The 20099-nt window shown below is 62.1% G+C and carries 24 protein-coding genes, 2 tRNA genes and 2 pseudogenes; 16 read left to right on the forward strand and 12 right to left on the reverse strand.

Going from position 1 to position 20099, the window contains the following annotated elements; genetic code table 11:
- Positions 1–72: 72 nt before the first annotated feature.
- From AC0L16_RS07895 to purM, 6 genes are read right to left on the reverse strand one after another with little or no spacing between them, the layout of a single operon-like run.
- Complete coding sequence (locus AC0L16_RS07895) at positions 73–588, reverse strand: SixA phosphatase family protein (protein ID WP_473619993.1); 516 nt, start codon at positions 586–588, stop codon at positions 73–75.
- Positions 585–893, reverse strand: coding sequence for a hypothetical protein (locus AC0L16_RS07900; protein ID WP_473619994.1), 309 nt, complete (start codon positions 891–893; stop codon positions 585–587). The genes AC0L16_RS07895 and AC0L16_RS07900 overlap by 4 nt, the downstream gene beginning before the upstream one ends.
- Before the next feature lie 14 nt (positions 894–907).
- Complete coding sequence (locus AC0L16_RS07905) at positions 908–1201, reverse strand: type II toxin-antitoxin system RelE/ParE family toxin (RefSeq protein WP_473619995.1); 294 nt, start codon at positions 1199–1201, stop codon at positions 908–910.
- A 3-nt stretch (positions 1202–1204) separates the two neighbouring features.
- The gene (locus tag AC0L16_RS07910) at positions 1205–1480 is read right to left on the reverse strand and encodes a type II toxin-antitoxin system ParD family antitoxin (RefSeq protein WP_473619996.1); all 276 of its coding nucleotides are present in this window, start codon (positions 1478–1480) and stop codon (positions 1205–1207) included.
- 58 nt (positions 1481–1538) lie between these two features.
- Positions 1539–2249 carry a phosphoribosylglycinamide formyltransferase gene (purN, locus tag AC0L16_RS07915; protein WP_473619997.1) on the reverse strand — a complete coding sequence of 237 codons (711 nt, stop codon included), beginning with the start codon at positions 2247–2249 and terminating at the stop codon, positions 1539–1541.
- The gene (gene purM, locus AC0L16_RS07920) at positions 2246–3310 is read right to left on the reverse strand and encodes a phosphoribosylformylglycinamidine cyclo-ligase (RefSeq protein ID WP_473619999.1); all 1065 of its coding nucleotides are present in this window, start codon (positions 3308–3310) and stop codon (positions 2246–2248) included. Before purM ends, purN begins: the two co-directional genes overlap by 4 nt.
- 259 nt (positions 3311–3569) lie before the next feature.
- Here purM and AC0L16_RS07925 point away from each other — a divergent pair, with 259 nt between their 5' ends.
- The 5 genes and pseudogenes from AC0L16_RS07925 to AC0L16_RS07945 all read left to right on the forward strand — a co-directional run.
- Entirely contained in the window at positions 3570–4127 is a 558-nt protein-coding gene (locus AC0L16_RS07925; RefSeq protein WP_473620028.1) for a CDP-alcohol phosphatidyltransferase family protein, read from the forward strand.
- Entirely contained in the window at positions 4099–5298 is a 1200-nt protein-coding gene (locus AC0L16_RS07930; RefSeq protein WP_473620000.1) for an AI-2E family transporter, read from the forward strand. Before AC0L16_RS07925 ends, AC0L16_RS07930 begins: the two co-directional genes overlap by 29 nt.
- Before the next feature lie 5 nt (positions 5299–5303).
- Positions 5304–6008, forward strand: a complete 705-nt coding sequence (gene hdaA / locus AC0L16_RS07935; protein ID WP_473620001.1) for a DnaA regulatory inactivator HdaA — start codon at positions 5304–5306, stop codon at positions 6006–6008.
- Between the two features lie 572 nt (positions 6009–6580).
- The gene (locus tag AC0L16_RS07940; protein WP_473620002.1) at positions 6581–6838 is read left to right on the forward strand and encodes a type II toxin-antitoxin system Phd/YefM family antitoxin; all 258 of its coding nucleotides are present in this window, start codon (positions 6581–6583) and stop codon (positions 6836–6838) included.
- A pseudogene (locus AC0L16_RS07945) lies at positions 6835–7215 on the forward strand (type II toxin-antitoxin system VapC family toxin); the annotation flags it as partial. The gene AC0L16_RS07940 and the pseudogene AC0L16_RS07945, both read left to right, overlap by 4 nt.
- Positions 7216–7629: 414 nt before the next feature.
- Here the strand turns inward: AC0L16_RS07945 and AC0L16_RS07950 are convergent.
- The gene (locus AC0L16_RS07950; protein ID WP_473620004.1) at positions 7630–8592 is read right to left on the reverse strand and encodes a GlxA family transcriptional regulator; all 963 of its coding nucleotides are present in this window, start codon (positions 8590–8592) and stop codon (positions 7630–7632) included.
- A 165-nt stretch (positions 8593–8757) separates the two neighbouring features.
- Here AC0L16_RS07950 and AC0L16_RS07955 point away from each other — a divergent pair, with 165 nt between their 5' ends.
- The gene (locus AC0L16_RS07955; RefSeq protein WP_473620005.1) at positions 8758–9585 is read left to right on the forward strand and encodes an alpha/beta fold hydrolase; all 828 of its coding nucleotides are present in this window, start codon (positions 8758–8760) and stop codon (positions 9583–9585) included.
- Positions 9586–9717: 132 nt separating this feature from the next.
- Here the strand turns inward: AC0L16_RS07955 and AC0L16_RS07960 are convergent.
- Positions 9718–9794 (reverse strand) — tRNA-Pro (locus AC0L16_RS07960).
- A 134-nt stretch (positions 9795–9928) separates the two neighbouring features.
- A complete protein-coding gene (locus AC0L16_RS07965; protein ID WP_473620006.1) occupies positions 9929–10156 on the reverse strand; it encodes a hypothetical protein in 228 nt (75 codons plus the stop codon).
- Between AC0L16_RS07965 and AC0L16_RS07970 the strand changes: the two genes are divergently transcribed.
- Positions 10155–10460 carry an ETC complex I subunit gene (locus AC0L16_RS07970; protein ID WP_473620007.1) on the forward strand — a complete coding sequence of 102 codons (306 nt, stop codon included), beginning with the start codon at positions 10155–10157 and terminating at the stop codon, positions 10458–10460. The genes AC0L16_RS07965 and AC0L16_RS07970 overlap by 2 nt on opposite strands.
- Before the next feature lie 61 nt (positions 10461–10521).
- Positions 10522–10598, forward strand: a tRNA-Arg gene (locus tag AC0L16_RS07975).
- 99 nt (positions 10599–10697) lie between these two features.
- Here AC0L16_RS07975 and AC0L16_RS07980 read toward each other — a convergent pair.
- The gene (locus AC0L16_RS07980) at positions 10698–11114 is read right to left on the reverse strand and encodes a YidB family protein (protein WP_473620009.1); all 417 of its coding nucleotides are present in this window, start codon (positions 11112–11114) and stop codon (positions 10698–10700) included.
- Positions 11115–11741: 627 nt separating this feature from the next.
- Between AC0L16_RS07980 and AC0L16_RS07985 the strand changes: the two genes are divergently transcribed.
- The 3 genes and pseudogenes from AC0L16_RS07985 to AC0L16_RS07995 all read left to right on the forward strand — a co-directional run.
- Positions 11742–12041, forward strand: a complete 300-nt coding sequence (locus AC0L16_RS07985) for a DUF1236 domain-containing protein (protein ID WP_473620010.1) — start codon at positions 11742–11744, stop codon at positions 12039–12041.
- 74 nt (positions 12042–12115) lie between these two features.
- Entirely contained in the window at positions 12116–12316 is a 201-nt protein-coding gene (locus tag AC0L16_RS07990; RefSeq protein ID WP_473620011.1) for a hypothetical protein, read from the forward strand.
- A 351-nt stretch (positions 12317–12667) separates the two neighbouring features.
- Positions 12668–12918, forward strand: a pseudogene (locus tag AC0L16_RS07995) (anion transporter); the annotation flags it as partial.
- Between the two features lie 41 nt (positions 12919–12959).
- Here AC0L16_RS07995 and AC0L16_RS08000 read toward each other — a convergent pair.
- Positions 12960–13349 carry a YkvA family protein gene (locus AC0L16_RS08000; protein ID WP_473620012.1) on the reverse strand — a complete coding sequence of 130 codons (390 nt, stop codon included), beginning with the start codon at positions 13347–13349 and terminating at the stop codon, positions 12960–12962.
- Between the two features lie 123 nt (positions 13350–13472).
- The gene (locus AC0L16_RS08005; RefSeq protein WP_473620014.1) at positions 13473–14642 is read right to left on the reverse strand and encodes a cystathionine beta-lyase; all 1170 of its coding nucleotides are present in this window, start codon (positions 14640–14642) and stop codon (positions 13473–13475) included.
- Positions 14643–15086: 444 nt separating this feature from the next.
- Between AC0L16_RS08005 and AC0L16_RS08010 the strand changes: the two genes are divergently transcribed.
- From AC0L16_RS08010 to AC0L16_RS08030, 5 genes are all read left to right on the forward strand, one after another.
- Positions 15087–16115, forward strand: a complete 1029-nt coding sequence (locus AC0L16_RS08010; protein ID WP_473620015.1) for an amino acid ABC transporter substrate-binding protein — start codon at positions 15087–15089, stop codon at positions 16113–16115.
- A 63-nt stretch (positions 16116–16178) separates the two neighbouring features.
- The gene (locus AC0L16_RS08015) at positions 16179–17366 is read left to right on the forward strand and encodes an amino acid ABC transporter permease (protein ID WP_473620016.1); all 1188 of its coding nucleotides are present in this window, start codon (positions 16179–16181) and stop codon (positions 17364–17366) included.
- Between the two features lie 4 nt (positions 17367–17370).
- A complete protein-coding gene (locus AC0L16_RS08020) occupies positions 17371–18528 on the forward strand; it encodes an amino acid ABC transporter permease (protein ID WP_473620018.1) in 1158 nt (385 codons plus the stop codon).
- Between the two features lie 21 nt (positions 18529–18549).
- Positions 18550–19353, forward strand: a complete 804-nt coding sequence (locus AC0L16_RS08025; RefSeq protein ID WP_473620019.1) for an amino acid ABC transporter ATP-binding protein — start codon at positions 18550–18552, stop codon at positions 19351–19353.
- 338 nt (positions 19354–19691) lie between these two features.
- Positions 19692–20099: helix-turn-helix domain-containing protein (locus tag AC0L16_RS08030; RefSeq protein WP_473620020.1), on the forward strand; the 408-nt coding region annotated here is incomplete at its 3' end.

A 20099-nucleotide genomic window follows, 5' to 3' on the forward strand; every position in this document is an offset into this window, starting at 1 on the left:
CCTGAAGCTTCGGAACGCAACGAACGGCGGGCCTTGGCCCGCCGTTCTTGCTTATCAAGTCACAGCTCTCGTTTAGCGCAGATCCTTTGGCCAAACGCAGTGCGTCAGCCGCGCGTCGCCGAGGGCCAACCGTGCCCAGTCACCGTCGAAAAGGAAGCGGGCAAGAGCCGCCGTCGGGAATTTTTCTTCAAGCTTTTTGAGTGCCGCGGCATCCGACCCGGCGCCGGCAAGTCGGCGCGCGAATTCCTCCAGGCCGGGATTATGGCCGAGCACCAAGAGGCTGCTTGTTGCCGCTTTTGCCTGCCGGACCTTGGCGAGAACGTCTGCCGCGCTGGCCTCGTAGAGCGCCTGGAGAAATTTGGCCGGCGTTTTCGCCGGCAATTCCGCCGAAACCAGCCGCCACGTGTCGCGGCTGCGCAGCGCCGGCGACACCAGCGCCAGATCGGGCAGCCACCCCTGCCTGGCCAGTTCGCGCCCGACCAGCGGGGCGGCCTTCAGCCCGCGCCCGGAAAGCGGCCGGTCGAAGTCGATGAGGTCAGGATCGTCCCAGCTCGACTTGGCGTGACGCAGAACAAGAAGTTGCTTCATGAGTTCAATCTAAGACCAAGGAATGTCGGGCTGAAAGTCTTTCCCATATCCGCCGCCATGTTTTGTGCCCATGACGGTATCAAAGGTCGCCCATCCTTGTCCCACCTGACCGAAATGTCTGCTTCAGTAATGGCCCAATCGCCCGATCGAATGTGAATTGCATCGATGACAGAACCTGTTCGCCCGTCCTCGATTCGATACAGATAGAAGTATGCCGTGGCATTCGTTGGATTTTCTGCCTCATCATACTCGAAAACGCCGGCCAAATCGCTTGTTGTCCGGATTGCGCTATCAAAAGCACCCATTGAAAAGCCCGCGATCAAAATAGCGTCGAGACGTCGCGCGCGCCATGGACGACACGGACGATCTCGATTTGCTGTTCGGTCAGGCGATAGAGCACGAGATAGTTGCCGATCGTCAATGCGCGCGCTCCGCGAGCGATATCTGGTCTACGCGGCCCCGACTCGGGAAAGGCGGCAAGCTGAAGGATGCGCTCGGCGATGACATTCAGAAAATGATCGGCGGCTCGCGGGCTGTCCTCGGCGATAGCAAGCCAGATATCGATAAGATCATTTTCCGCCGCCGGGCTGCGGATGATCGGCATGCCGGCCATGAGCTATTTCTTGACGTCGTCGACGAGCCGGCCGCGGGCCCTCCGCTTGATGTCCTCGATGTCGAAAGGTGCGAACGGGCCGCTCTCCAGCCCTTCCGTCCAGGCTTTCCGCAGCCGTTGCGCTTCCGCCTCGCGCAAGGGTTGACGAAGGCGCCATTCGCGGAGCGCCTCGCGGATCACTTCGCTTGCCGAACCGTATTGCCCGCTGGCCACCGCGCTCTTGACCATGTCGAGCAGTTCCGGCGAAAGCGCCACGCTGACTTTTTCGACTGTCGCCATCAACCTGTCTCCTTGCCAAGATGGTAGCAATAATTGCTACCATCTTCAAGGATGAGCCTCATGGCGTGATGCGCGCCAGATGCTCGAGGTCGGTCTCCTCGCGCAGCGGATCGGGCGCCATGATCACGGAGGTGCTGTTGTCGGCATCGTCGGCGAAGTGGGCAAGCACGGTGCGGCCGCCTTCCATCCGCGCCTTGCCTTCGGCGACCAGCCCGAGCGCCAGCGGATAAAGCCGGTGCTCGGCCCTCAGCACGCGCGCGGCGAGCATGTCCTCATTGTCGCCGACCATGACCGGCACGGCGGCCTGGGCGATGATCGGGCCGTCATCCATGTCCAGCGTGACGAAATGCACCGTGCAGCCATGGATGCGCATGCCTGCGCGCAAGGCGCGCGCATGCGTATCCAGCCCCTTGAAGGCGGGCAGCAGGGCAGGGTGGATGTTGATCATCCGGCCCAGCCATTTCTCGACGAAGCGCGCGCCGAGAATGCGCATATAACCGGCCAGCGCCACGATCTCGGCGCCAAACGAGGCAAGTGCGGCGTCGATTGCCCCGTCATGCGCTTCCTTGCTGCTATAGTCGGCCCGCGAAATCACCTTGGTGGCAATGCCGCGCGCCGCCGCGATACCGAGACCGGCGGCATTGGCCCGGTCGGAAATGACGCCGACGATCTCGGCCGGATAGCCCGGATTGGTGGCCGCGGCGATCAGCGCCGTCATGTTGGAGCCGCGTCCCGAAATCAGCACGACGGTGCGTTTGCGAATGCTCATAGGCCGATCGTGCCCCGATAGATCACGCCGGCGTCGCGGCGCGGCACGATGCGGCCGATCGGCGTCACCGTCTCGCCGGCCTCCTGCAGCACGGCCGCGACCTGTGCCGCCTGGCCGGAGGCGACGGCGAGGATCATGCCGACGCCGCAGTTGAAGGTGCGCATCATCTCTTCGGGCGCCACGCCGCCGGTCTTGGCCAACCATGAGAACACCGCCGGCGCCTCGATGGCGTCGAGGTCGAGTTCGGCCGAAAAATCCTTCGGCAGGACGCGCGGGATGTTTTCCGGGAAACCGCCGCCGGTGATATGGGCCAGCGCCTTGATGCCATGCGTGTTACGGATCGCCTTGAGGATCGACTTGACATAGATGCGGGTCGGCTCGAGCAGCGCCTCGGCCAGCGTGGCTTCATCGTTGAAGGGCGCTGGATCGGTCCACGCAAGGCCGCTGGTGGCGACGATGCGGCGGACCAGCGAAAAGCCGTTTGAATGCACGCCCGACGAGGCCAGCCCCAACAGCACGTCGCCCTCGACGATGTCGTCGGTCGGCAGCAACTGGCCGCGTTCGGCCGCGCCCACGGCAAAGCCGGCGAGGTCGTAGTCGTTGCCGTGATACATGCCGGGCATTTCCGCCGTCTCGCCGCCGATCAGCGCGCATCCGGCCTGCCGGCAGCCCTCGGCGATGCCGCCGACGATCGCCGCACCCTGGTCGGGGTCGAGCTTGCCGGTGGCGAAATAGTCGAGGAAGAACAATGGCTCGGCGCCCTGCACGACGATGTCGTTGACGCACATGGCGACGAGGTCGATGCCGATCGTGTCGTGCTTGCTGGCATCGATGGCGATCTTCAGCTTGGTGCCGACGCCGTCATTGGCGGCCACCAGCACCGGGTCGTTGAAGCCGGCAGCCTTGAGGTCGAACAGGCCGCCAAAGCCGCCGATCTCGCCATCGGCGCCCGGCCGGCGGGTCGCGCGCACCAGCGGCTTGATCTTCTCGACCATGAGGTTGCCGGCATCGATGTCGACACCCGCCTCGGCATAGGTGAGCCCGTTCTTGCGCTTGCTCATCACTCTTTCCTGCTTTCCGGGGCTCTTCGCATGAACGGCTGCGCCTCGCAAGGATAACGGCTGGCTCAGTCACTTTCGGCATCACAAAATCGTGGACAGAGGCTTCAGGCAAATCTCCAACATTGGCGATTGGCGAAGGCCTTGAAGACAGCCAATCTCTTCGCACGAGCGGAGATTGCCAGCTTCAGCGTCGCTCTCACTTGCCGTAGCCTCTCGTCTCTATCATGTATCATCAAAACAGAAGCGACGGGACATGCGTTTGACCATCCCCAACATGATCACGATCATGCGTTTCGTGCTGGTGCCGGGGGTGGTGCTGGCGATGCTGCAGGCGCGCTGGGACTGGGCTTTCGCCGGCTTCCTGATCGCCGGCATTTCCGACGGCGTCGACGGCTTCATCGCCCGCCATTTCAACCAGTTTTCGCAGCTTGGCGCCTATCTCGATCCGATGGCCGACAAATTGCTGCTGGTCTCGGTGTTCGTGGTGCTGGGCTTCATCGGTGAATTGCCGCTGTGGCTGGTCGTCACCATGGTGTCGCGCGATGCGCTGATCGTCTGTGCCGTCGTTCTGTCCACCGTCATGACCCACCCGGTCGAGATGAAGCCGCTGTTCGTGTCGAAGGCCAACACTGCCGTCCAGATCGGGCTGGCGGCGGTGGTGCTGGGCGAACTAGCCCTCGCCATCGATCTCGATCCGCTCAGGCCGGTGCTCATATTGCTGTCCGGGGTCTTGACCGTGGCTTCGGCCGCGGCCTATCTCGTGGCTTGGCTGAGGCATATGAGCGGCTATGGCGAAGGCTCCAAACCGGATACCTGACCAGAACATCGACGCGGCAGCCGAAGCTGCGGCTGCCGATGCGGCCGCGTCTGGCGTGTTTCGCCGCCAAATCCGCTTCTGGCTGATCAGCGCCATCATCCTCGCGATCTTCCTCTATGTCTTCAGCGGCATCCTGCTGCCGTTCGTCGCCGGCATGGTGCTCGCCTACTTCCTCGACCCGGTCGCCGACCGGCTGCAGCGGCTCGGCCTGTCCAGGCTGATGGCGACGATTGTCATCCTGTTTGCCTTCATCGTCGTTCTGGTGCTGGCCTTCGTCATCCTCATTCCGGTGCTGGCTTCGCAGATGGCCGATTTCGCCAGCAAGCTGCCGGAATACCTGACCCGGCTGCAGAGCCTGATCACCAGCTTCGATCCGAGATGGCTGGAAGAGAAATTCGGCGTCGACGCCAATGGCCTGCGCGAAGGGTTGAACTCGCTGCTGACCTCCGGCTTCGGCCTGCTGACCGCGGTGTTCACCTCGATCTGGAGTTCCGGCGTGGCGCTGGTCTCGGTGGTCAGCCTGTTCGTCGTCACGCCTGTCGTCGCCTTCTATATGCTGCTCGACTGGGATCGCATGGTGGCGATTGTCGACAGCTGGGTGCCGCGCGATTATGTCCAGACCGTCAGGGCAATCGCCAACGACATCAACACCGCCACCGCCGGCTTCGTGCGCGGCCAGGGCACGCTGTGCTTGGTACTGGGCGCCATGTACGCCACCGGGCTGACTCTGACCGGTCTGAATTTCGGCATCCTCATCGGCCTGTTCGCCGGGCTGATCTCCTTCATCCCCTATGTCGGCTCGCTGACCGGGCTGGTGCTGGCCGTCGGCGTCGCCTTCGTCCAGTTCTGGCCGGACTGGACCATGGTCGCGGCGGTGGCCGGCGTGTTCTTCGTCGGCCAGTTCATCGAGGGCAACATCCTGCAGCCGAGGCTGGTGGGCAAAAGCGTCGGCCTGCATCCGGTGTGGCTGATGTTTTCGCTGTTTGCCTTCGGCGCGCTGTTCGGCTTCGTCGGCCTGCTGATCGCCGTGCCGGCCTCGGCCGCCGTTGCCGTCCTGGTGCGCTTTGCCATCGCCCGCTATCTCGAGTCGCCGCTCTACAAGGGCCACAACACCGAACCTGTGCCGCCGCTGCCGGCGCGTCGCCGCGGGAGCGGTGGGCCGCGCAGTTGAGCTAGATGCCGGACAAAAAGATCGACCCGCCGCGCCAGTTGCCGCTCGATCTCGGCCACGGCACCGGCTATTCGCGCGACGAACTCGTCGTCTCCGGCACCAACAGCCAGGCGGTGGCGCTGGTCGATCGCTGGCCGGACTGGCCGTCGCCGGTGGTCGTGCTCGCCGGCCCCGCAGGCTCTGGAAAAACCCATCTGGCGTCGATCTGGCGCGCCCGCGCCGGCGCAGTGAAGGTCGGCGCCGGGCGGATCGGCGACTGCATGGCGAGCCTCGGTGCGCGGCCGGCCCTGATCGACGATGTCGATGCCGGTCCGGTCGACGAAGAGGGGCTGTTCCACCTGATCAACACGGTGCGCGCGGCCGGCTCGACCTTGCTCTTGACCGCGCGGCGCTTTCCGTCCGCCTGGGGTGTCAGGCTCCCCGACCTCGCATCGCGGCTGAAGGCGGCGGCGGCGGTCGAGATCCACGAGCCCGACGATCTCTTGCTGGCCGGTGTCATCACCAAACTGTTCGCCGACCGCCAGGTCGAAGTCGAGCCGCATGTCGTGCAATATCTGGTGCGCCGCATCGAACGCTCGCTGGCCACCGCAATGCGCGTGGTCGAGCGGCTCGACCGCACGGCACTGGAGCGCAAGACACCGATCACAAGGGCGCTCGCCGCCGAAACCGTCAGCGCCATGGATGAGGGCCAGGGCGAGTTCGAGATTTAGCCGGTGGAGAACTTCCCTTCTCCCAACAAGCAGGGCTGTCCGGGGAAAGTTATTCATATATGAAGGCCCTCTGATTGGGGGAGAGACTCGGTCTCTTGGTCGGCTTGGATTGACCGGTGGCGGCTTGTCGATGGTGTGCATTTTCCGCCGCCCGAACAAGTATTGAGCCCCGTTTTACGGGGCATGCACATGTGGCATTTCGATTCACTCAAAACTTTCCCCGGACAGCCCTGCACAACAAGGCACAACAAGGGGAGAAGGAAAGAAGCTCCGGGCGGTGTCCCATTTCGGGAAACGTTGACTGGCATCTCTCTTGCACATGCAAGCTTGCCGGCTAACCCCGGTCCTGATTGCGTTCCAAATCAGGTTGTAGGCTCGCCGGGAGATGAGGCGGTTGGGGTTCTCTTCCCGGCGAGCTTGCCTTCAACGAGAGGTCGCCAGTCGCGTATACGGCACTGGCAACCGCGCTCACTGATAATCGCCGTCCCTCTTTGGCCGTTGTAATGGACCATCGAATGGTCTATTTTCACGGCAAATATGGACCAGAGGATGGTCCAAAGAGGAGAGCGCCGATGCAGGTATCCGTTACAGACGCCAAGGGACAGCTGACAGAATTGGTGCGTCGGGCCGAGGCAGGTGACGAGATCATTCTGACCCGTCACGGTCATGCAGCCGTGCGGCTGGTTCCGGTCAGGGCAGTGCCGGACAGAAAAAGCCGTCGGGCATTGCTGGAGGCGATGCGGGCATCCGGCGCCGCGAGGGCGAAGGATGGGCCATCTGCTGCGCGAAGTCAGGATTTCCTCTATGGCGATGATGGCCTGCCCGAATGATCGTGGTCGATACCTCGGCGCTGATGGCGATCGTTCTTGACGAGCCGGAGGCTGATGTCTGCATCGCGGCGCTCGAGGCCGAAGACGACATCCTGATATCCGCCGGCACCGTGGCCGAATCGCTGATCGTCGCGGCGCGGCGCAATGTCGGCGAAGAGCTGTCTAGCCTGATCGACAGGCTTGGTTTCGAAATTGCGGCGGTGACGCCGGCCTCTGCGCGTCGCATCGCCGAGGCCTACGCAAAATGGGGAAAGGGGATTCACCCGGCCGCGCTCAATTTCGGTGACTGTTTCGCCTATGAAGTGGCGAAGGAACATGCCTGCCGCCTGCTTTATATCGGCGACGATTTTTCGAGGACGGATATCGAAAGTGCTCTTTTAGGCACGGGTTATCCGCGCGACAGACTCTGCGCCACGGACAAAGGGTACGGGGTCGGAGCACCACCTACGAGCTCTCCCTCGAAATAATGGCGGCGATATATTTTGACCGAGAGTCGTCCCACCCGCAGGCTGTGCACCGCCCGTTTTTGATCTGATGTTCGCAGGCGGGATATCCATAGAGATGAAACGCGCATTCAGCACAAAGGCTGGCCATTGCGCTGCTTTCGACGAAACAAGTGCTGCCGCACTCGTCGCAACTGGTGATTGATCGGTCAGTCATTGGCTCAGCGACAGCCACAGCGGCTTGGGCTTCCTCAACACCATCTGCTGTTGATCGTGGCATCGTAGATCACACGCATCCGCCAGCGGCGGTCGACCCGGGCAAGCACGGCAGGGGAGTTGGGTCACGGCTCAGCTCCCTTCACCCGCCACCGCCTCTCGCTCCGCGCCAAAGCGCCTGCGGTAATCGCCCGGCGCCAGGCCGGTTATCCTGGCGAAAACTTTGCGGAAGGAGCCGGGATCGTCATAGCCGACGTCCCAGGCGATCTGGTCGATGGATCGGGTCGTCGATTGCAGCATCTCACGCGCCTTGCCGACGCGCAGGTGCTGGCAATACTCGGTCGGCTTGAGGCCGGTGGCGTTGCGAAAGCGGCGCAAAAAAGTCCGCTCCTCCAAGGCCGCATGCTCCGCCATGGTGGCAAGCGTCACATCGCGCGCGCCTCTCGCCTGGAGCCAGTGCTGCACCTTGAGGATGGCCTCGTCGCCATGGTTCAGCCTGGGAGCAAAGGGGCTGTAGAAGCGTTGCTCGCGTCCCGGCGGGTCGACCAGCATGAAACGGGCGGTGTCCATCATGACGGTCGGCCCAAGCACCCGGTCGACGAGTTTCAGGCCAAGGTCGGTCCAGGCCATATAGCCGCCGGCGGTGATGATGTCGCCGTCGTCGATGACCAGTCTGTCGGCATCCAGTGCGATGTCGGGAAAGCGTATCGCCAGCGCGTCGCGATAGGCCCAGTGCGTGGTCGCCGCACGACCCGACAGCAGGCCGGTCTCGGCAAGCACGAAGGCGCCGGCGCAGACCGAGCCGAGCGTAGCGCCCGCCGCATGACGAGCCCTGAGCCAGTCGGCATAGGGCGCAGCCGTCTCGCGAGCGATCGGATCACCCAGGGTCGGAGGCAAGATGACCATGGTAGGTCCATTGTCGGGGCCGGGCTCGCTGTCGAAGCTGCGGATGACGGTTTGGCTCGCCTCCTGCCACTGCCAATGGCTGACGCGAAGCCTCAGCGCGTCCGGCGACCGGTCGGCAGCCAGCCGGTTGGCCAGTTGGAACAGGTCGGTGAGACCGAGAACTGCCGCTTGCTGAACACCGGGATACACCACAAGCCCAATTTCAACCCGATCAGACAGCACAATCACCTGTCAGTTTTGCCACGTTCAATGTCTGTTTTGCCAATTCTCACCTTGACTCCGTTGCAATAGCTTGTCCACAGAAGGAACGAACCTTCCCCACCAATCCAGCCAACTGCAGCAAGGAGCACGACGATGAGCACATTCACCACCAGGGACGGCACCGGGATTTTCTACAAGGATTGGGGCACAGGCCAGCCAATCGTGTTCCATCACGGCTGGCCGCTGAGCGCCGACGACTGGGACAACCAGATGCTGTTCTTCCTCGACAAGGGCTTTCGCGTCATCGCGCATGACCGGCGCGGGCACGGCCGCTCGACACAGACCGCGACCGGCAACGAGATGGACACCTATGCCGCCGATGTCGCGGCTCTGGTCGCGCATCTTGATCTCAAGAACGCCGTCCATATCGGCCATTCGACCGGCGGCGGCGAGGTGGCGCGTTACGTGGCCCGCTACGGTGGCGAAGGACGCGTCGCCAAGGCGGTGCTGATCGGCGCGGTCCCGCCGATAATGCTCAAGACCGACAACAACCCCGGCGGCCTGCCGATCGAGGTCTTCGACGGCTTCCGTGCCGCTTTGGTCGCCAACCGCGCCCAGTTCTACAGGGATGTGCCGGCCGGCCCGTTCTATGGCTTCAATCGCGAGGGCGCCACGGTCTCGCAAGGAGCCGTCGACAATTGGTGGCGCCAGGGCATGATGGGCGGAGCCAAGGCTCACTACGACTGTATCAAGGCTTTTTCCGAGACCGACTTCACGGAAGACCTGAGGAAGATCGACGTGCCTGTCCTGATCATGCACGGCGACGACGACCAGATCGTGCCGATTGCCGACTCAGCCCTGCTTGCCGCCGAACTCGTGAGGCACGGCACGCTCAAGGTCTACAAGGGCCTGCCGCACGGCATGTGCACAACCCACCCGGAGATCATCAATCCGGATCTCCTGGCGTTTATCCAGGGCTGACGCTTCGCAAGCTTCAGGCGGGCCGGCTCGGAAATCCGGGCTCCTCGTCGGTCGCTTGGGTGCTTCGTCAGTCGCAGATGCTGTCCGGCGCAGCTGCGCCGGCAGCACGGCCCATGATTTCCGGTGAATGGATGGTCGGAGTGGAGAGATTCGAACTCCCGACCCTCTGGTCCCAAACCAGATGCGCTACCAGGCTGCGCTACACTCCGAGTCCTTGGCGGCGTATAGGGTTCCGGGCTTGGCTGCGCAACCCCTAAAACACGAAAACGGAACAAACGGCGGCCCGGGTCGAGAGCGGAGTGGGAAATGCCGGCCGGCGCAACGGTTTCGCGGCAGCGCCGCCTCAGGCACCCAGGTTGCTGTCCAGCGGCACGCTGCCGTTATACGTCCCCGCCGGGAAGAAAACGCCCGGTGCGATCTCGATCGTCCTGTCCGCGGCCGAGAGGGTTCCATCGTCGGTGGCCCGCCGTGAATGGGGTACGGCAGGCTCGGCCTTGCCGCCGGCAGCATTGCGCAGTAATGACGGGAATACAGCGGCGGTGCCGCTTGCACGTAGTAACGAGGTGTTCATGTCCGCGCGCATTTTCAGCCCAGCCAAAACCGCGATGCAGTCCGGCAAGGCCAAGACCGGCCACTGGGTGCTGGAATTCGATCCCGAGATGCGCAAGAAGATCGATCCGCTGATGGGCTACACCACGTCGGGTGACATGCGGAGCCAGATCAGGCTCACCTTCGACACAAGGGAAGAGGCGGTGGCCTATGCGGAGAAAGAGGGGCTGGGCTACCGCGTCGAGGAGCCGAAGGAATCCAAGCGCCGCCAGATTTCCTATGCGGAGAATTTCCGTTATGACCGCAGGACACCCTGGACGCATTGACCGGCAAATGCCGGGCAGCCGTCCCAGCGCATAAATTAGCCGGCCCTTGGGGTCGGCCAGCGGTCCCGTAGCTCAGCTGGATAGAGCACCGGCCTTCTAAGCCGATGGTCACAGGTTCGAATCCTGTCGGGATCGCCAGCATTTTTCTTGTCCAGCCCGGAGACATAGGTAACAGCGATGTGCTGGTCGGCCCGTGTTCTCGCCCGGAGGCGCGGGCTTTCATTTTTCAGCCTGGTGCTAAGTGCGACTAGCTCCAGGTGCCTCGTCGAGGAGCCCTTTGCTCACAGGCATCTGGCCGTCGGGAGTAAGCTTGTCCACTGCGTCGGGCAGTTCACTTGTGAGCCGGTCGAGAAGTTCCTCGCGGGACAATCCGGTTTGCTCCGCGAGATCGCTCAGCGTTTGCGGGTCGATCGCTTTCTCGACTTGGTCGCGCTGAACGGGGCGATTCGATCCTGTACCAACCCAGGAATCGACTTGATCGCCCGCACCCGCATTCCTGAGACGCTCCAGGATGTCGCCGAGCCCTCCGGGGGAGCCAGCGTTTTTGGCATCTGTCGAGTCCCTGCCAGCGATTAACTCGCCGATCCTATCCCTATTCTTGTAGGCAAGCAGGCCAAGCAAGGCTATGGCAACTTTTCCTATGTCAAGGCTCATTTCGCACCTCCTTCCATGAAGAACGGACAAGGCATGCGGCTTTGAAAGGTTCCACGGTATTTGCTGCTGGGCTGGTTTTCAGTTCGGTTAAGGGCGATGGGGGCTTCCCGGTCGAATCCCCGCAGGACTTCAGCACGGGTGCCGCCGAAACGATCAAGGCTATCGGACGTGCATGTTCAGCCTCGATCGTATCGGACAGTGGGACTCTGAATCACAGCGATGCAACCACTGCCCTCTCGACCTGAACCGTTGACAGGCCTCGCCCGGGCGGGCTTGGCCAGCCGTGATTGTGGACCACCCGCCAAAACTGAGGAATGGCGGGTAGTCCTTATCAGCGCAGGAAGGGACGTAGCTGCGCAGATCTCAGTTCGTTAGACCATTCCAATCTTGGTGGCCGCTATTTTCCATCGGCTCCTTGCGTGAGCTCACAGCTAGCAACTGCTACGAGCAGCCGCAGTTCCGGGTGGCGCAGTATCCGGGCTATTACGCGAAAACTGGTGAGACTTAGGTCCCGTCTCGGATCAGACCGAAGCCCAACCAAGGAACGTTTGCGGCTGCCTGAGGTTTGGTGTGCTTGGCGCGAAGACGATGCCGTTCAGCGCAATAGAGCTCACATAGGAGGCACTTATGAGTATGCGTCTTTCCACTGCAGCCGCCGGGTTTCTGTTGCTGGCCGGTATCGGCGCCGCTGCCGCTCAGGACGTAGTCATCGAGCCTGAACAGGAGACCGTCATCAGGGAATATGTCAAAAAGCAGCCGCTAGCATCGGTGAAAATCCCTGGAGTGGAGCTCAATATCGGCTCAACCTTGCCCGAAACCGTCGAACTTCATGAAATCCCCAACACAGAATACCGTTACGTGGTGGTCGACAACCGGGCCGTTGTCGTTGACCCGGGCACGCGCAAGATCATCAAAGTCATCGAATGAGCTAAGCGACTGGGAGGACAGCCCGCCGTGCCGAAAGGTGCGGCGGGACGTCGAGCGAGAGGAATGTGATCATCATGTCGAACCGTGAGATTGGAGCGTCGCAGGCGCTGCGAATGCGCGTGGCTGACCTCGCTGAGAGGATGCGCGGCGCCCGGATTACCGAGAACGAACTGAAGACCTTTCGAAAGGTCGCAGCAGTGCTGGAGGGCGGCAAGGGCAGAATCGATGCCGACGATTTGATTGCCGCATCCTTCGTCGTCGAGACGCCGGACTAACAAGAAGTGCTGCAATGTCCCTGTCTCCCAGCCTATTCTCTGTTGGCCTGACTTTCCAATGCCCGCAGTGCAACTTCGCCGTCGTCAAGAACGGCAGCTGGTTTCAGGTCGTTTCACATTACAAGTGCGAGGGATGCGGACGCGAGATCCGGATTACCTATACCGACAAGATTGCGATCTTCCAGAAGCACGCGCACTTGGCCATGCCGCCGGGAGCGCGGTAGCTGCGGCAGATGTGCAGACCAACTCCTTCATTGCCAACTCCTTCATCTTTGCTCTCCAGCTTTGGCGCTCTTACACGCTCATACGCAACATCTTCCGCTGGCTCGCGCTGGCCCTGCTTGCCTATGTCCGGCCGTGCTGGCGCTGCGGCTGTTCATACCCGGCCTGGAAGACCCCGAGCGCGCTTGGCTGGTCGTGGCGATGAGTTCGGCGCTGGCAGGCAATTTCACGTTGCTGGGCTCGGTGGCCAATCTGATTGTCGCCGAGCACGCGCGGGCCTCCGGAAAGACGCTGTCTTTCCGGGCGTTTTTCACGGTCGGACTGCCGATGACGCTGGTCATCTGAGTGCCGGGACGGCGTGGCTGGTACTTGGGTTTTAGCAGCAGGCAAGCCGGTTTCAGGTGCAGGCGGCCCGTTCGCATTATTTGGCGTGGGTGGGCCAGAACGCCCAGATCAGCAAAGCTGCCAAAGCCAGCCAGAGCGCCACGATAAAGAACATCCCCATCCTGCTTTGCGGGTGTTTTTCGAGCGCGGCAGCTCGCGCTCGGAGTTCGGCCATCAGCGGCGGCGGAACAAGCCTGATGGCCAGGACTACGCCGAGCGGAACGATGATCAGGTCGTCGATATAGCCGAGCACAGGAATGAAGTCGGGGATCAGGTCGATCGGGGACAGCGCATAGGCGGCTACCATTCCGGCAACGAATTTCGCAAACCAGGGCACCCGAGGGTCGCGCCCGGCGAACCACAGGGCGACGACATCAAGCTTGATATCGCGCGCCCGGCGCTTTGCCGCTTCCAGCCAGGCTTTCATAGGCGTCACTTTAGCACAGATTGTCCGCCGGGACATTTGCGCATGTATGTGCGGAATTCTCTTGTTTACGAATAGATTACCCGCGTTGGCGAATTGGATTTATCGAGACGCGGGCGCAAGCCTTCAAGCGGCCGCCGCCGCAGCGAGGCCGCGCACCAGATCGGCCGTGAGGTCGTCGACGTCCTCAAGCCCGATCTGCAGGCGCAACAGCGGGCCGTCATAAGGGCCCTTGGCGACGACGCGGTCGCCAAGGAATACCGGCACCGCAAGGCTCTCATAGCCGCCCCAGGAATAGCCGAGGCCGAATATCCTGAGCGCGTCGAGAAAAGCATGCTGCTGTTTCTGGCCGCCGCCCTTGAGCACGATTGAAAAGATGCCGCTCGAGCCGCAGAAGTCGCGCTTCCAGAGATCGTGATCGGGGTGGCTGGCAAGCGCTGGATGCAGCACGCGCGCCACGCCCGGCTGGCCCTCGAGCCAGCCGGCGATGGCCAGTGCGCTGCGCTGATGGTGGTCGAGGCGCACGCCCATGGTGCGCAGGCCGCGCAGCACCTGATAGACATCGTCCGGCCCGGCGCAGCAGCCCATCGTGTAGAAGGTCTCGCAAAGCTGTTTCCAGCAGGCGTTGTTGGCCGACGCGGTGCCGAGCAGCACGTCGGAATGGCCGGCCGGGTATTTCGTCGCCGCATGGATCGAGATGTCGACACCATGGTCGAGCGGTCGGAAGTAGAGCGGCGTCGCCCAGGTGTTGTCCATCATGACGATAGCGCCTGCGGCATGTGCCGCGCTGGCAATAGCTGGTATGTCCTGCACCTCGAAAGTGTTGGAGGCCGGCGATTCGGTGAACACGACCCTGGTGTTGGACTTGATCAGCGCGGCAATAGCGGCGCCGACATGCGGATCGTAGTACTCGACCTCGATGCCCAGCCGTTTCAGCATCGTGTCGGCGAAATTGCGGGTCGGGTGATAGACGGAATCGACGATCAGGACATGGTCGCCCGCCGATAGGAAGGCGAGCAGCGGCAGCGTCACCGCCGCCAGGCCCGAGGGCACCACAATCGTGCCGGCCGAGCCTTCCAGCCCGTCGATGGCGCTGGCAAGGGCGTCGGTGGTCGGCGTGCCGCGCGTGCCGTAGGTGTATTTCTGGCTGCGCGCCGCCATCGTCGCCGCGTTGGGATAGAGCACGGTCGAGGCATGCACGACCGGCGGATTGACGAAGCCGAAATAGTCGTGCGGATTGTTGCCCGAATGGGCAAGCCGCGTATTGATGCCCATTTCGTTGCCGTGTTTTGTCATTGCGCTTCGCCTCTGATGAAGCGCTAGCCATAGTGCGGCGGCATTGGCCGCGCAACCGTCCGCCATCCGCCAGCCGGCGCACTTCGGATATGCCAATTGATTCGCTGACAACCCTGTAATACGTGGCGTTCCGAAGGCGGATTTTCAAAGGCACAGCCCCGACTTGCGTCGACCGGGCCTTGCCGGCTTTGTTCGCGCTCATGGCTAATTTCCCGGCGCGTTTGGCTGCAATTCAGGCATTTGCGGCAATTGGTTTTCAAACTCTTTCGGTTTCGGTCATTTTCCTTGACCTCACTGGAATAATCGCCTTCGATGCAGTTCGTGAATGGGAGGCAGCGCGTCGGTTGCGATGCGGGGTTCCGGGAATGGGCCGGAACGGGAAGCTGCGTTCACACGGAAAAAGTCAGGTTCGCCTGAAAAAAAACAGAAAAGGGTCTGTGGGTTATGAAACACATTGCAATCGGCATCCTGGGCGCCGCCGCGCTTGGATTGGTGGCTTCGGCCGCGTCGGCGGCCACGCTCGACGACGTCAAGGCCAAGGGCTTCATCCAATGCGGCGTCTCGACCGGTCTGGCCGGCTTCTCGGCGCCGGACGACAAGGGCGACTGGCAAGGCATCGATGCAGATTTCTGCCGCGCTGTCGCGGCCGCCGTTTTCGGCGATGGCACCAAGGTCAAGTTCACGCCGCTCAGTGCCAAGGAACGCTTCACCGCACTGCAGTCAGGCGAGATCGACCTCCTGTCGCGCAACACCACCTGGACCATCAACCGCGATACGGCGCTTGGCCTGAACTTCGTAGGTGTCACCTACTATGACGGCCAGGGCTTCATGATCAACGCCAAGAAACTGCCGGGCGTGAATTCCGCGCTGCAGCTTTCGGGCGCGGCGGTCTGCGTGCAGAGCGGCACCACGACCGAACTCAACCTCGCCGATTACTTCAAGACGAACAAGATGGAGTACAGCCCGGTCGTCTTCGAACAGCTGTCAGAGGTCGACGCCGCCTATGACGCCGGTCGCTGCGACGTCTACACCACCGACCAATCGGGTCTCTACGGCATCCGGCTGACGTTGGGCTCGCCCGCCGACCACGTCGTGCTGCCCGAGATCATCTCCAAGGAACCGCTTGGACCGGCCGTGCGCCAGGGCGACGACCAGTGGTACCACATCGTCAAGTGGACCTATTTTGCGCTGTTGCAGGCAGAGGAACTCGGCATCACCAAGGCCAATGTCGAGGAGATGAAGACCTCGGACAATCCCGAGATCAAGCGCGTGCTCGGCCAGGAGGCCGACACCAAGATCGGCACCGATCTCGGCGTCTCCAACGACTGGGTCGTCAACATCGTCAAGGCAGTTGGCAATTACGGCGAGATGTTCGAACGCAATGTCGGGTCGGGCAGCCCGCTGAAGATCGCGCGCGGCATCAACGCGTTGTGGACCAAGGGCGGTCTGCAATACTCTCCGCCGATCCGCTGATCGAAATGTGATCCGGGAGGCAGATCGTCTGCCTCCCGGTTTCTCTTTCCAGGGGATGGTCGAATGGCATCGCAGGAAATTCTTCGCGAGGAGCCAAGCCGCGGTTCCTTCATCAACGATCCGAAAGTCCGCGGCATATTCTTCCAGGCGGTGGTCGTCATCGTGCTGGTGGCGTTGGTCTGGTGGTTCGTCCAAAACACCATCGACAATCTGACGCGCCTGCGCATTGCGTCAGGCTTCGGCTTCCTCAGGAGCCGCGCCGGATTCGACATCAGTGACAGCGCCATCGCCTATTCGTCGGATTCGACCTATGGCCGCGCCATTCTGGTCGGCTTTATCAACACGCTCATCGTTGCCGCCGCCGGCATCATCACCGCCACCATCATCGGCTTTATCCTCGGCGTCGGCCGGCTTTCGCACAACTGGCTGATCCGCAAGATCTGCATGGTCTATGTCGAGGTCTTTCGCAACATCCCGCCACTGCTGGTCATCTTCTTCTGGTATTCCGGCGTGCTTTCGGTGCTGCCGCCGCCGCGTGAAAGCATCAATTTGCCGTTCAGCTCCTTTCTCAACCAACGCGGCTTTTATTTTCCACGCGCCGTGTGGGGCGAAGGCTCCTGGCTGATCCTGGTCGCTTTGCTTCTCGGCATTGCCATGGCGTGGTTCGTCGCCCGCAAGGCGCGTCAGCGGCAGATGGCGACCGGCCAGCAATTCCCTGTGTTCTGGACATCGGCGGCTTTGATCATCGGCTTGCCGTTGCTGGCCTACGCGCTGAGCGGCTTCCCGCTGAGCTTCGATTATCCAAAGCAATCGACCTTCAACCTGACTGGCGGCTTTCAGGTCAAGCCGGAGTTCCTGTCGCTCTACCTGGCGCTGTCCTTCTATACAGCGGCCTTCATCGCCGAAATCGTGCGGGCCGGCATCATGGGCGTCAGTAAGGGGCAGACCGAGGCAGCCGGTGCGCTCGGGCTGCGGCCGGGATCGATCCTGCGGCTTGTCGTCATCCCGCAAGCCATGCGCATCGTCATTCCGCCGCTGACCAGCCAATATCTGAACCTGACCAAGAACTCGTCGCTCGCCATCGCCATCGGCTACCCGGATCTGACGGCGACGACCGGCACGGTGCTGAACCAGACCGGCCAGGCTATCGAGTGCGTGCTGATCATGATGGTGGTCTATCTCGCGCTCAGCCTGTTGACGTCGGTGGTCATGAACGTGGTCAACGCCAGAATGGCGCTGGTGGAGAGGTAGCGACATGCAAGAGCACGACCTTTCCTTCGTCCGCGTCGAAATGGCGCTGACACAGTCGGCGCCGTCAAGCGAGCGCGGCCTGGGCGCCTGGATACGCAAGAACCTGATTGCTTCGACCGGTGACACGATCCTGACCATCATCGGCATCGTGCTGGTCGCGATGATCCTGCCGCAACTGATCAGCTGGGCCTTCATCAACGCCCAATGGATCGGCACGGATCGCACCTTCTGTGCCACCGTGGCGCAGGGCGGCATCCAGCCGGACGGCTGGTCCGGCGCCTGTTGGGCCTTCGTCAACGCCAAGTTCGGCCAGTTCATGTTCGGCCGCTATCCGATCGATGAGCGCTGGCGGCCGATCCTGGTCGCCATCCTGTTCGTGGCACTTCTGGTGCCGCTGCTCATCCCGAAGGTGCCGCGCAAGGGGCTGAACGCCATTTTGTTCTTCGGCGCGCTGCCGATCTTTGCCTTCATCCTGCTGGTTGGGGGCGTGTTCGGCCTGCCGCATGTCGAAACCTCGCTATGGGGCGGGCTTCTGGTGACGCTCACCCTGTCCTTCGTCGGCATTGCCGTGTCGCTGCCGCTCGGCATCGTGCTGGCGCTGGGCCGGCGATCGAAGATGCCGATCGTCAAGATGCTGTGCGTCATCTTCATCGAAACGGTGCGCGGCATCCCGCTGATCACCGTCCTGTTCATGGCCAGCGTCATGCTGCCGCTGTTCCTGCCGGCCGGCGTCAGCTTCGACAAGTTCCTGCGCGCGCTGATCGGTGTCTCGCTGTTTGCCGCTGCCTATATGTCCGAAGTGGTGCGCGGCGGCCTGCAGGCTATCCCCAAGGGCCAGTATGAGGGTGCGGATTCGCTCGGCCTCGGTTACTGGCAGAAAATGGGCTTGATCGTGCTGCCGCAGGCGCTGAAGCTGGTCATTCCCGGCATCGTCAACACCTTCATCGGCATGTTCAAGGACACCAGCCTGGTCTCAATCATCTCGATGTTCGACCTGCTCGGCGTCGTCAAACAGAATTTTTCCGACCCCAACTGGGCAACGCCGCAAACGGCCAGGTCCGGCCTGGTGTTCGCTGCCTTCGTCTTCTGGCTGTTCTGTTTCGGCATGTCGCGCTATTCGATGTTCACGGAACGCCGGCTCGACACCGGCCACAAGCGCTAAGAACAAAAAAGGGAACCTGCCATGACCACAGAAAATGCAGTCAGCGCGGAAGAGATCAAGGTCAATGCCGCCAAGATGCAGGTTTCCACCACCGATGTCGCCATAGACATCATCGCCATGCACAAATGGTACGGCGAATTCCACGTGCTGAAGGACATCAACCTGAAGGTGATGCGCGGCGAGCGTATCGTCATTTGCGGCCCTTCGGGCTCCGGCAAATCGACGATGATCCGCTGCATCAACCGGCTGGAAGAGCATCAGAAGGGCAAGATCATCGTCGACGGCAAGGAATTGACCAACGACCTCAAGAAGATCGACGAGGTGCGCCGCGAGGTCGGCATGGTGTTCCAGCACTTCAACCTGTTCCCGCATCTGACCATCCTGGAAAACTGCACGCTGGCGCCGATCTGGGTGCGCAAGACGCCGAAGAAGCAGGCCGAGGAAATCGCCATGCACTTCCTCACGCGCGTCAAGATCCCGGAACAGGCCAACAAATATCCCGGCCAGCTTTCCGGTGGCCAGCAGCAGCGCGTCGCCATCGCCCGCTCGCTATGCATGAACCCGCGCATCATGCTGTTCGACGAGCCGACCTCGGCGCTCGATCCGGAAATGATCAAGGAGGTGTTGGAGACGATGGTTGGCCTCGCCGAAGAGGGCATGACAATGCTCTGCGTCACCCACGAGATGGGCTTTGCCCGCAAGGTCGCCAACCGGGTGATCTTCATGGATCAGGGCCAGATCGTCGAGCAGAACACGCCAGCCGAGTTCTTCGACAATCCGCGCCACGAGCGCACAAAACTGTTCCTGTCGCAGATCCTGCACTGAGCGCGGCAAATCAAAAAAGAGCCCGGCCGAAATCTGGCCGGGCTCTTTTGTGTCTGGGCTGTCCCTACTTGATCGGCTTGAAATACGGATTTCGAACCGCGCGCTGCCAGAAGCGCCTCATTCCTTCGCGCCCCCTCTGTCCTGCCGGACATCTCCCCCACGAGGGGGGAGATTGGCCGTCACCTCGGCTTTCGCCAATCTCCAACGTTGCAGGATGAAGCGCAGCGCCGAAGCTGCCAATCTCCCCCCCTGTGGGGCGTGTATGGACCGGGGACATCGTGGACGCTTGTGCGGGGACATGGTGGACACTTTCCGAATAGTTCGAATCGGGGGTGTAGATGCCGTTCAGCGAGGCTTCGGTGATATCTCAGAAGCAAGACTTTGTTGCCCTTGCCTCGGTTGAAGGCTCGAACGTTCGGGAGCTATGCCGACGTTTCGGCATCAGCCCGACGACCGGGTACAAGTGGCTGGAGCGCTACCGGCAGAGCGGTTGGGAGGGGCTGACCGAGCGGTCGCGACGGCCGCAAGGTAGTCCGCACCAAACGCCTGTGGCGACCGAAGCCAGGGTCCTCGAGGTTCGTGCGCGCAGCGACAACGCATGGGGCGGGCGCAAGATCAAGCGGATGCTGGAGAACCAAGGCGAAGCTGACGTCCCGGCGGCGAGCACCAGGGACTGTCAGGAATTCTGTGCGCGAGGCCATGATGATGGAAAGGAGAGAATCATCACATGGCTATCGAGAAGGAAC

This window comes from Mesorhizobium sp. WSM4848 (genome assembly GCF_055811375.1).